Origin of the sequence: Pseudomonas sp. HLS-6 (assembly GCF_002753995.1) — a bacterium.
Classification (GTDB): Bacteria; Pseudomonadota; Gammaproteobacteria; order Pseudomonadales; family Pseudomonadaceae; genus Aquipseudomonas; species Aquipseudomonas defluvii.
The window spans coordinates 2095506-2107702 of sequence record NZ_CP024478.1 but is presented as its reverse complement, the minus strand read 5'-3'; the positions used below and the strand labels follow the sequence as shown (position 1 = coordinate 2107702).

5 protein-coding genes are annotated in these 12197 nt (G+C 60.0%); 1 reads left to right on the top strand and 4 read right to left on the bottom strand.

The features are described from left to right. Positions 1-25: 25 nt before the first annotated feature. Positions 26-2308 (bottom strand): heavy metal translocating P-type ATPase, encoded by a 2283-nt coding sequence (locus tag CS390_RS09940; RefSeq protein ID WP_099774216.1) that lies wholly within the window; start codon positions 2306-2308, stop codon positions 26-28. Positions 2309-2663: 355 nt separating this feature from the next. Here CS390_RS09940 and ftsH point away from each other — a divergent pair, with 355 nt between their 5' ends. Continuing rightward, the gene (gene ftsH, locus CS390_RS09935) at positions 2664-4490 is read left to right on the top strand and encodes an ATP-dependent zinc metalloprotease FtsH (RefSeq protein ID WP_099774215.1); all 1827 of its coding nucleotides are present in this window, start codon (positions 2664-2666) and stop codon (positions 4488-4490) included. Positions 4491-4577: 87 nt separating this feature from the next. Here ftsH and CS390_RS09930 read toward each other — a convergent pair whose 3' ends face one another. From CS390_RS09930 to bcsZ, 3 genes are all read right to left on the bottom strand, one after another. Continuing rightward, positions 4578-7376: an ATP-binding protein gene (locus tag CS390_RS09930; protein ID WP_099774214.1), complete on the bottom strand. Its 2799-nt coding sequence runs from the start codon at positions 7374-7376 to the stop codon at positions 4578-4580. 287 nt (positions 7377-7663) lie between these two features. Further along, the gene (gene bcsC / locus CS390_RS09925) at positions 7664-11101 is read right to left on the bottom strand and encodes a cellulose synthase complex outer membrane protein BcsC (protein ID WP_099774213.1); all 3438 of its coding nucleotides are present in this window, start codon (positions 11099-11101) and stop codon (positions 7664-7666) included. Beyond that, a complete protein-coding gene (bcsZ, locus tag CS390_RS09920) occupies positions 11089-12189 on the bottom strand; it encodes a cellulose synthase complex periplasmic endoglucanase BcsZ (RefSeq protein ID WP_099774212.1) in 1101 nt (366 codons plus the stop codon). Before bcsZ ends, bcsC begins: the two co-directional genes overlap by 13 nt. Positions 12190-12197: the final 8 nt, after the last annotated feature.

Sequence of the window (12197 nt, the reverse complement as noted above, 5' to 3'; positions counted from 1 at the left end):
CGCTCCCGGATGTGTGGCAGGCAACTCAGGCACTGTCCCTGAACGCGTGATAAAGCTCCTCTTCCTGAGCAAAGTGCATACGCAAAATCGCATCCAGGCCGTACAAGAGCCGCTGGATTTCCTGCAGGTAGGCGGGGTCGGGCCCTTCTGCCGGCAGATCCTGTGCAATGTGTGCAAGCCGCCGGGTAATACGAAAAATCTCGCGGTGTGTATTGTTCATCGCCGCCATCGGGTCATCACCCCCTGTCAGGATGGCAATGCGTGGGTACAGCTCAGTGTCGTCCTGGCGCTCGTGAGGCACTAGCTGATTCAGTAAACGCTCGTTCAACGCAGCAAGTTCAGCTGCCGCGACCGGGCCGGACAGGCTGTTAAGGCGGTCGGCCAGGGACCTGACACTCTCCAGCACGGGCTTGAGCTGTTGGTGCTCAACCTGCAACTGTGCCCACTGCTCGCTCGACAACACGCCCGCTGGGCGTGCCGCCCCCACCTGGCGAGCACGCAACGCACTGAGGATCGCGAGCAAATCGATCACCTCCTGCAACAGGGCGCCTGCGACAGGGGGTAGATAGCCGAACGCTGCAGCGATCATCGCCACCAGTGTCAGCCCCATGCCGACACCAACGCTCTGAACCGCGATGCGGCGCGTTCGACGTGCCACGATCAGTGCTTCCGCCAGGCGATCCAGACGGTCCACCAGCAACACCACATCCGCCGCCTCGGACGAGGCGTCTGCGCCGCGTACGCCCATGGAGACACCGATGTCGGCCGCCGCCAGCGCCGGGGCATCGTTCACGCCGTCGCCCACCATGATGACCACACCATGGCGGCGCGCCGTCTGGATAGCAGCGAGCTTGTCGCCAGGCGTTTGCTCGGCAAGGACCTCGCTCACACCGAGTACGGCGCCGATCGACTCGGCAACGTTTTGCCGGTCGCCGGTCAGCATCACGAAGCGCTCTATCCCCGCTCTGCGCAACAGGCGCAGGGCTCTCGGTGTTTCCAGCCGAATCTCGTCGGTCAGGTGCAGCGCCCCGAGCATCACGCCCTCAACCCCGACAAACACCCCACATGCGCCGTCGTACCTCAGGCTTTGAAGAAACAACTGGCTCCAGGCTGCCGGCGCAGTGGAGCGCATCACATAGGCAAAGCTACCGACGCTTACTGCCTTGCCATCAACCCGTCCAGACACCCCCGCCCCCGGTTCCTCGGCCACTTGCGTCGGAACTGAAAGCACAAGGCCGCGCTCACGTGCCGCAGCCACTACCGCAGCGGCAATCACGTGGTTGGAGGCCTGCTCCAGGGACGCTGCAAGGCGCAGTATCTCCTCGGCAGCGGTGTCTGGCTCACACTGAATGGCAACGAGGCGCGCATTGCCCCCCGTCAGGGTACCGGTCTTGTCGAAAAACAGGATGTTGGCCTGAGCGAGCCGCTCCAGCGCACCGCCTCCTTTCACCAGCACCCCTCTGCGCGCACAGCGGGACACGCCGGAAACGATCGCCACCGGCACCGCCAGAATCAGTGGGCACGGCGTTGCGACGACCAGTACCGCCAGCAGCCGAATCGGGTCGCCGGTAAAAAACCAGGCCGCGCCTGCCACGGCCAGCGTCAGCGGTACGAACAACAGGGCATAACGGTCCGCCAGCCGGGTGACCGGGCTACGCGTTGCTTGTGCCGCGGCAACCAGCCGGACGATCCCGGCAAACGTGCTATCGGAAGCACTGGCGCTCGCCATCATGTCAAACGCCGCACCGGCATTGATGGCCCCGCTGCGCACGGTGTCGCCGGACAGCCGCCGAGCAGGCAAGGACTCCCCGGTCAAGGTGGACTCGTCCAGCTCTGCCGTGCCGCTCAAGGTACCGTCAACCGGTACCACTTCACCGCTGCGCACCAACAATCTGTCGCCCGGCACCACCTGATCAAGGCTGACTTGCCGCAACTGACCGTCTTCATAACGGTTAGCCAAGCGTGGGGCTCGGTTCAGCAATGCCGTCATTTCACGGCGAGCCTGCGCTTGGGCGTAATCCTCCAGCGCGCGACCGCTGGCCACCATCAGGCCAATGACCGCTGCCGTGAAGACTTCGTCCAGCCCCAGCGCCAGGCCTATCGACAGCAAGGCCAGCACATCAACCCCGGCTTGACGACGCAACAGGGTTTTGACGATATCAATGACAAGCCCCAGCAGGACCGGCAACACCCCCGCCAGCCACAGCCCATGCGCCAGTGCAACTTGCGCGTTCAGGTAGAGCAACCCGCCGGCCAACAACGTGATAGCGGACACTATCAACAGGGCCCGATAGGGCAATTGCGACATGAACGGCACAGTGGTCACGTCACGATTGCAACCGTGGACGAACTGGCGCCGTGTCGCTCAGCGACGCCAGGCGCAGATGATAGAAGCTGTCGGCGCTCGCATACCGTTGAATCGACTTCAAGGGTGCCCCCAGTGCGACATGCCCCGCTTGTTCAACCAGGGCAATCAATGTTGGGCATTCGGCCCAAAAGGGTTGATGCAACAGATCAAGCGTAGGCGAGATGTTCCTGCATAGCCAAACTGCTCCGCCAGCTACGCTTTGTTCTATGGTTGAAGCATCGAAACCTTAAAGGAAGTGGGCCATGCCATCACTTGAACCCGTCCGCGGCTGCGCGGTTCATGACGAGCCGCAACCATGAAGAACTTTCGCTGGGAATTTGCATTCTTTGCATTCGCCTTTATCGCGCTGGTCATGCTGCAGTTCATGCAGTCCAATCGGAATCCGGTAGAACCCATTCCTTACAGCCAGTTCCTCCAACTGTTGGAGGCCCATAAAGTCACGGACCTGAAGATCGAGCGGGAGCAGATTTCCGGCACACTGGAAGAACCGATCAACGGCCATAAGCAGTTTTCAACGGTACGGGTCGACCCCGCCTTGGCCACTGAGCTCAGTGCGTCCGGAGCCGATATCCGCTTTACCGGCATACCGGAAAGCTCCTTTGGCAGCCAGTTACTGGGCTGGCTCATGCCACTGATGTTGTTGCTGTTTGGCTGGAACCTGATCATGCGCTCGATGGCAGGAAAACAAGGCATGGGCGGCCTGATGGGGGTCGGGAAATCCAGGGCAAAAATCTTCGTCCAGCAAGAGACGGGCGTGACCTTCGCGGATGTGGCGGGGATTGACGAGGCCAAGGCCGAGCTGGTCGAAATCGTCTCCTTTCTGAAAGACAAGGCCAAGTACGCTCGCCTGGGTGCCCACATCCCAAAAGGTATCCTGTTGGTCGGGCCTCCAGGCACCGGCAAGACCTTGGTCGCCAAGGCCGTGGCCGGTGAAGCGGGTGTACCGTTCTTTTCCATTTCCGGCTCGGAGTTCGTCGAGATGTTCGTGGGCGTGGGCGCGGCCAGGGTGCGCGACCTCTTCGAGCAGGCCCGTGCTGCCGCGCCCTGCATCATCTTTATCGATGAACTGGATGCCTTGGGGAAAATGCGCGGGGTCGGTGCCTTTGGTGGCAACGATGAAAAAGAGCAGACACTCAATCAGTTGCTGGCAGAACTGGACGGCTTCGATCCGCGTGAAGGGGTGGTCTTGCTGGCAGCAACCAACCGCCCCGAAATCCTCGACCCGGCCCTTTTGCGCGCCGGTCGCTTCGACCGGCAGATCATTATCGACCGGCCTGACCGCAAAGGCCGTAGCGAGATTCTCAAGGTCCACCTGAAGAACGTCACGGTAGACCCAGCGATCAATAGCGAACGTATCGCCGACATCACCACGGGCTTTACCGGTGCAGACCTGGCGAACCTGGTCAACGAAGCCGCGATCGTCGCAACCCGACGCGGCGCCCAGACCGTGACGCTAGATGACTTCACTGCCGCAGTGGAACGAATCGTTGCCGGCGTGGAGCGCAAAAGCAGCTTGCTGCTGCCGCAGGAGCGCCAGGTGGTTGCCTATCACGAAATGGGCCACGCCTTGGCCGCAGCAACGCTGCCTGGCATGGACCCGGTGCATAAGGTCTCCATCGTACCCCGTGCGGTCGGCGCCCTGGGCTACACCCTGCAACGTCCAAACGCCGATCACTTCCTGGTCAGTTGCCAAACGCTGAAAGATCGTATGGTCGTGCTCATGGCCGGGCGTGCTGCCGAATTCATCGTCTATGGCCAAATCTCCACCGGGGCCGCCGACGACCTCGCCAAGGCCACCGACATCGCCCGGCAGTTGGTTACCCGTTTTGGCATGAGTGAAACCCTCGGCCAGGCCGTGCTGGAGCGGCACACCGCAAGTTACCTGGGAGAAAACCTGCTGGCCGCACGCGACAAGGACTATTCGGAACATACCGCGCGCGAGATCGACCTGGCGATCAGAGCGCTGCTTGAGGATGCCTACAGTCGAGCCAAGGCGTTGCTTGAACAGCGCCGGACCGATCTGGATACCGGCGCAAGACTGCTATTGGAGAAAGAAACCCTGACCCCTGAGGAATTCCCGGCATTGGTGTCCGTGAGCACAGTGCAAAACTTTTGCAACTGAACGGTGCCGCTCGTGCCTCAGGACTCAAGCAAGCGCAGGTTAACCGCGACGTCGTCGATAATGACAATGCGAGTATCCGTGGGCACATCAGTGAACATCCAGACGCTCCTGTTGCAGCAGTGTGCTGACCAACACTCGCAGCTCATCCGACGCGAGAGGTTGCTTGAGTGCCGCCTGAAACTCACACCCCAGCATCGCCAATGACCTGGGGCAAGAACCCAGCAGAATCACAAGCATCCCATCGCCACCGGGCAAACATCGCAGTTGTTGCAGTGCTTCGCCGAGCTCGCTGCCCTGCCGGTCGCAATCGACCAGCAGTATGGCCGGAGCCCCCTGGGCTCGAACCTGTGACAAGCACTCGGCGATGCTCCCGGCATCCAGCGTCACCATTCCCTGAAGCGCAGTGTCAATGCGGTGGCGGGTGATATCGTCGTCACCCACGTAGTACAACCGCGGCGCAGGTGCCGGGCGGGCATTGGCATGGGCCAAATCGATCCAGAAGCGGCTGCCAACACCTGGCTCACTGCACAGCCCCATACGTGCGCCCATCAGTTCAGCAAGCTCGCGACATAACGCCAGGCCAATACCTGTGCCCTGAATGGTCGTGTTTTCCTTTCCAAGCCGCTGAAAGGGCTCGTACAGCGCATGCTGCAACTCCGGGGCAATACCGTACCCGCCGTCCTCGACAAACAACCGAACCCGATCACCACAGGTTTCCACGCCCATTAGCAGGCGCCCTTCAGGGCGGTTGTACTTGATCGCGTTGGACAGCAGATTAAGCAGGACCTGACGCAAACGTCGGGCATCAGCCAGCACACTCAGTGAACCTTGCGTCGGCTGTAGCACCAGGTGCAACCCGGCAGCCTCGGCCTGGGAGCGGACCATTTCGGCACACTCGCGCATCAGGCCAGTCACCTCAACGGCCTGCAGTTGCAGGCGCGGTGTCTCGGCCTGAAGGCTAGACCAGTCCAACAAGTCGTTGACCAGATGCGTGAGGTGCTCGCTGGCCCCAAGGATTTCGTTCAGTGGCTGCGCCTCGGCCTGTTGTTCATCCGCCTGCATGCGGAGTAACTGGGCGAAACCGTAAATGGCATTGAGCGGTGTACGCAGCTCATGGCTCATGCTGGAGATGAAGCGCGACTTGGCCTGGCTTGCGGCCTGCGCCTCCAATGTGCGGCGACGCAGATCCTCTTCCACCTGTTTGAGGGTATCGATGTCGACGAAGGTTCCTGCTGCAACACGTGCCTCAGCGCCATTCTCATCAATCAGACGGCCCCGGCAAAGCAACCAGAGCGGCGTTCCATCCGCCCGCAACAGGCGCAGTTCCAGATCGACTCGCGACGTGTGCCCCTGGCTAAGTGCATCCAACGCCTTATCCAGGGCCGGGATATCCTCAGCATAGACGTGACGATGGAAGGCCGCTCGCGTCAGCGCTGAGCCCGCAAGGTTGAAGCGTTGGCAGAGCTCACCGTGCAGCAACAGAACGTCGTCCTCAAGACGATACTCCCACAGACCTGCGGTTATGCTCTCCACGACCAGGTTCAGGTGCTGCTGGGCCGTGTTACGTTGTGCCTCGCTGGCAGCAAGTTGCTTGCCCATGGACAGCACATCACCGGCCATGTCGTCCAACTCTTGAATATCCGACGCGGCACGTTGTGGATGCCATACGCCGCGACCGATCTGCCGCAACATCTCACCAATGTCACCGATGGGACGGCGCAGCCGTTCGCTGAGCGTGCGGGCACGAACCCACATGAACGTGAAGAACCCGAGATAGAACACCACCAACCCGACAATCATCAAATAGCCGATGTTGCGGTAGTGGCTGGCCAGATTGTTGGTCGCGGCCATGACCTCCCGCTTGTCGGCAATCGCCAGCAAACGCCAGCCGGCTGGATGTATTTCACTCCAGGCGACCAAGTGCGGCCGGCCGCTCAGCGTCACCTCGGTATTGCCGCTGCTCTGCCGGGTGAGCGCCCCCACAAGGTCATTGAAATCCGCTCGCTGCGTCAGGCTGAAATCGTCAGACCTCAAGTGATCGCCTTGCAGTGCTTTCAGCGTGTCCTGCGAGGGGGCCTCACGCAACGCGAATTCATGCTCTGCATCAGGCGGCAGCGCCATGATCTTCATGTCGCCGCTGACCAGCATCAGGTAGCCGCCCCACGGCACCTTGAGCTTGCCGATCTCATCGAGGATGCCGCCCACCGTAATATCCAGGCCCACAACGCCTTCGAGGAAGTCTCCTGCGTAGACCGGCTGGATCGCCGACATCATCCAACCATGCCCTGCCGGGTCAAGGTAGACATCGGTCCAGCGAGTAGCGCGCTGCGGATTACGTGCGGCATCGGCAAGGTAGTAAAAGTTGTACCTTGGAATCTGCATATCATGTGGGTACTGCTGGTCAGCGCGAATCCAGGGGTAGATGCGGTTGTAGCTGTCCCAACTATTGAAGTAAAGGCTCGCCACCAGCGGCTCGTGACGCTTGATTTCACGCATCAACGGATCAAGTTGAGCCAGTCGCCTGACCTTGTTCAGGTCCTGGCGCGAAGGGGGCGTTACAGACGAGTAGAAGGACGCCGCTCCACCTAGGTCGTGCGGGCTGAAGAGCGCCCCGCCCGACGTGCGTTCCAGGCTTTCCATTGCTCCCTGAGCAGGGGTACGCAATGCGTTGGCTGTCATTTGCGCGAACATGCCCGTGATGCCGGCAATATGCCCGAGCTGGTCTTGAACAATACGTGCATTTTGCTCGGCGGTAGCGCTGAGGCTGTCGACTGCATTGTGCTCCAGGTACTCGAGTTGGGATTCGCGAACGGCTTGGTTACTGAACATATAGCAAGCGATCAGTATCGTTTCCACCAACACCAGCGGAATCAACGCGCTTTGCACAAATGCTCGCCATATCCATTGACGCAATCCTGTCCTGGTAGGACGTTTACTCACTTGGCTTCCCTGTAGATGATGGCAAGTTGCATTAGCGGATGTTATTAATTTGATTTAGCTCGATATTAACCTGCCTCCAGGAAATTTTCCTTATGGGACGCGAGCGCTTTATCACCTGTGGCAACAGGTGACTTGGCGCAAACCAGCAGTCTAGAAGCGTTTAAAAATGCAGATGAATGATCTGCGACTAGCGTCGCAGATCACAAGGGGCAGAACGGCTGTTCGCGCGACGACTAACGGAAGTCAGCGTAAGGTGTCACCGGCTCTATCGGTAACGGCAGGTTACCTTGCCAGACATCGAAGCTGTAGCGCAGGTAGAGAACGACCGTACTGGGCGCGTAAGCGTCGCTGTGCTGCCAGGTAATGCCCGACCCGAGGACCATGTGATCCGTGAGCCGACGCTCGAACAAGCCCTGGAGGCGGATGCTGGAGCCGCTGCTGCTACCCGAGCTCGACGTCAGGCTGCTGCCGTTCAGCACGTCATAACCTGCGTTGCGTACCAAGCTCTGAAGCTTGGAACTGGAGCTGGCATCAGTATTGGCGTAAGACCAGCCCACCGAGCTTTCAAGACGCACCGACCAGTCGCTGTTGCGCCAGTTATAGTTCAGCGGAACGCTCACTGAGTAGTACTTCTGCGGGCTGTAGTACCCACCGTTACCCAGAGTGTATTCGTCCTGGTTGTTATCGTAACCCCAGTACATCAGGGTCAACCCGGTACGCAGGCGCTCATCGGCGCGATCGATCAGCCGGTAATAGTAACCTGCCATCGCCGAGCGCTTCTGGTTGTTCTCGACATTTTTACCACGTAGCCAGTAGCTACCAAGGCTGGCCCATATACCGTCAACCCCTCCCTGGTCGTGGCTCAGGCTCAGGGTCAACCCATTGGATGTAACGCCCCCCCAACGAATCCCGGTATTAGGGTCGACAGCGCCGGAATACGACACCACGGAGTTGGAAACGGGCCGCCGCGAGGCAGTCAACCGCCAGCCGAGTGTGTGCCAATCACTGCCGTAGCTGACGCCCCCCAGCCAATTGGGAATTTCAAACGTGTCCGGCGTACGGCCAAGGTCGAAAGACCATTGAGCGTTGTTCCAGCCCAGTGCCATGGCAGGGCCACTGACACTTTGCGATTCGTTCACGCACCCCTTGGGCAACACGGCTCCCGTACTCTGTCTACGCAACTGTGCCGAACAGGTGCCAAAGTCCGTCGTGGTACGTCCATCGGCGTTGGTCTTGAAGCTGTCGGCATTCAGGTCAATGTTTTCCGCCTGCAGGAAGCCGTGCCCTTCAAGCAGCGGCGTATCAACCCGCACGATGCTGGTCTGGGTCACCAGATCGGAGATACCTGACGCTGAGTTGTCGGTACGCCAGAGGTAGTCGTGGTAAAGGGTGATCGTCGGGCTCGTCTGTTGGTACAGCTTGTCGACATCACTGCGCAAGCTGCTTGCCAACCAATCATCGCCGTCTTGCTCGCGGCTCGCCAAGGTCAGGGCTCGATCATCCCTTGGTACGGTTTGTTCGGGGGTCAGCATGCCAGCTGCCGCCATGCCCCGTGCGTAATAGTCCAGCGCCTGCTGAGGGTTATCCTTGGCTATCGAACGAGCCGCATCACGGTATATCACGGGGTCGGTCTGTGGTGTCTTCATCAACTGGGCGAACACCGCATTGGCCTTGTCACGCTCGCCCACCGCAGCCCAGGCATTGGCCAGCCGACGCTGATACGCCGCGTCCTGGGAAGGCTTGAGTGATTGCAGTGCTTGACGCGCCGATGCCTTTTGGCCACTGGCGATCAGGGTTTCGATCATCCCCAGCTGAGCGTCGGCGTTCTGTGGTTCCTTCTCCAGAACAGTCCGATAGTAACGTTGAGCCTTGGCATACTCGCCCCGCTGCAATGACCAGTCAGCCAGCGTCGCGTAGTCGTCAACCGTGGCTGAACGCAGCAACAAAGCCTCAGCCTGATCTTCCCGACCGCCCTCACGCAGCGCCGAGACCTGGGCTTGCAGCTGGCGACGACGCAACCGGTTGGCCAGTTCGTGCATGTTATCGGTCCATGCCGATACGGGTATTTTCGAGAGCGAATCCTGAGCCTCGGCATCGCGCAAATCACTGGCCAGGTAGAGGGCATGGGCGTAGCGGGTTTCGCTGTCCTGCCCCTTGCGCTGCAACAATTGACGGAAACTGTCATCGGCAGCTGCGCGTTGCCCCAACTCACGCTGACTGTTGGCCAAACGATAGGTCAACCACGGATCGTCTGGCGCCAATACCCTGGCCTTGCTCAATGAAGCAGCCACCTGTGCCCAGTCGGCACGCTGTGCCGCCGCATCAGCCTGCGCCTTGAGCCGATCCAGCGCCAAGCTATCGCGCAAGGCGGCAAACTCTCGCTGTTCGGACGGCGACAGGCTGTCGAGAAAGGCTTCTGCCTTGCCCGGCGATTGTGATTGGTAAAGCCTCACCAGTGCACGCACGACACTGCCATTGCCAGGCTCGAGTTTACGTGCCTTGAGCAGCAGCGTTTCAGCTTGCGTATCACGCTGTTGCGCACGGGCGACAGCAGCCAGCCCGACCAGGGCATCGGCATCGCCGGGCTTGGCATCATGGGCACGTTGGTAAAAGCCCTGAGCGGCGCTGTACTCCTTTCGCTCTAATGCGGCATCCCCTTTCTGTAACAGCATCCATTGATAGTTGGCTGTCTTGAGATCGGCCCACTTGCTGATCCAACGGGAATCCTGCTCTTTGCTCAACGCACTGGAAAATGCGTCATATGCGCCTTCGTACTTTTTCTGACGCATCAGGGCAATACCCAGGGCCCCATGCAGGCTGGGGTCCTCGGGATACTTGATCAAGGCACGACGCAAGTCCGCTTCGGCATTGGCGTTTTTCCCCTCATCAACCAGCTTCTTGCCGGTTATACCAGCACGCCAGGCAGGATCGCCCAGCAGTTGCTGCTGGCGCTGCAGTTGGTTTCGGGCATCTTCCTTGATCGGCAAATGACGGTAGTGCTCGATGAAGCCTTGCCAGGCCTGCGCACTTTCACTGCCCATCGGCATATCCAACAGCGCTTTGTACTCGCGTTCCGCATCACGTTTTTGCGCAGTCAGCAGCCTGCCCATCAGCTTTTGCAATTCGACATTGCCTGGGTACTGCTGATCCAGTTCATACAAGTGCTCAATAGCCATATCGCGCTGGGCTGGGATATTGCTGCGAACACTCCAGAATTCCATGGTTGTAATGAAATCGGGCGGGCCCTTGTCGAACAGTTGCTCATAGAGTTTGGCCGACTCTTCAGCGCGCCCCGCCGCCGCCAGCAAGCGTGCTTCCTGCAAGCGCTTCTGCCCTTCCGGCGTTTGCAGCATCAGCAGGTCCTCAGCATGCTGCAGTTGCGGGGAACCTGGCGCCTGGCTGCGTAACTGCGCCACGCGCGCCTCTGCCAGCGCTGGATTTTTTTGCTGCAACGCCTGACGCACCTTGGCCAGCAGCACTTCAGGGTCGTTGGGCGCGATCAACTCCAGACGTGCCAAGGAGTCACGCACCAGGTCTTCACGGTAAGACGCCTCGCCAATACGGACTTGCTCCAATAACCACTGCTGCTGATCATTGCTACTCATTGGTTGGGCCAGCGCTGCACCCGATAGACAGCTAAACAACAGTCCCCACGTTCTTATTCTTTGCATGAATCAACCCAGCTCGGCACAAGCCGGCCCTCCTTGTTGAATCGATAACGATGGTCATCCCACCCCTGACCAAACATTGTCAGCGACTGGTTGTAATACGCATTGGCCTGAGGCGGCTCCTGATGCAGGCGCTGACGCTGCGCCTGCAACGCCGCGACGGACGTCGGATCACTGGCCAGCAAGGGTAACAGCGCTGCCGAAAAGCCAACAGGGCCAATACCGGTGTGAGCCCCGGTTGCACTGTCGACAGACGCTGGAGGGAAGCCGTCACGAGTGCTTACCTCGACCATTGGCAGGAAGTGCTTGAGCAAATCGGTTCGTCCGGGGGCATCCGGCGCCAGCATACCGAGCCACAAGTACACCCGGATCGCATCGTAACTACCCTCACTGCCTTTAACAGCATCCACCTTCCAGCCCTGCCCCTCGCGCCAGAGAAGCCAGTCAGGGGCAAAGCCCTTGGGCGTTCCCTCAAGCAACATCCGTCGTGTGTTGTCTGCCAGCTCAGCCCAAATCGGCGACTCCAGGGAAAACCGGGCGAGCAACGGCAACGGCAAGTAACTGGGGTTCAGGCGCCAGCCCTCTGCAGTCTCGAAACCTGTGTCGCCAGGTAATAGCATCAAACCCAGACCTGGCAGTTTACGCAGGCTTTGCGCGGCGCTGCGCCAGAGCATATTGCGCCCCAGCGTCACATAGTCCTCCCGCCCCCACAGGCGCCCGGCCTCAAGCAGGCTGTAAGCGATCCACAGGTCGGCATCACTGGCATTGTTGGTATCGAGCACCGACCAATGACCGTGCTGATCCTTGCCCCATTTCCAGGCCGGCAAGTGTCGGCTCAGATCACCCTCGGCAAGGTTGTTCTGGATCCAGCGCAACAACTGAGCAAAGCTGTCCCGATCATTGGCCAGCAGGGCAAAGAACATCCCATACCCCTGCCCCTCTGAGGTCGTAATTTGTTGCTTCGAGGAACGATCAATGACACGCCCGTCATGACTCAACAGCGCGTGTTTGTAACCCTCCCAGGCGGGCCACAGGCATTCGCTGGCGCTGACCGGCACCACAACGCTCAACGCCAGTGCAAGCGCCCCCATGTCCTTGA

Coding starts and splice junctions, on each gene's coding strand:
- ftsH (WP_099774215.1), top strand. CDS start 2,664: ATGAAGAACTTTCGCTGGGAATTTGCATTCTTTGCATTCGCCTTTATC.
- CS390_RS09940 (WP_099774216.1), bottom strand. CDS start 2,308: ATGTCGCAATTGCCCTATCGGGCCCTGTTGATAGTGTCCGCTATCACG.
- bcsZ (WP_099774212.1), bottom strand. CDS start 12,189: ATGGGGGCGCTTGCACTGGCGTTGAGCGTTGTGGTGCCGGTCAGCGCC.
- bcsC (WP_099774213.1), bottom strand. CDS start 11,101: ATGCAAAGAATAAGAACGTGGGGACTGTTGTTTAGCTGTCTATCGGGT.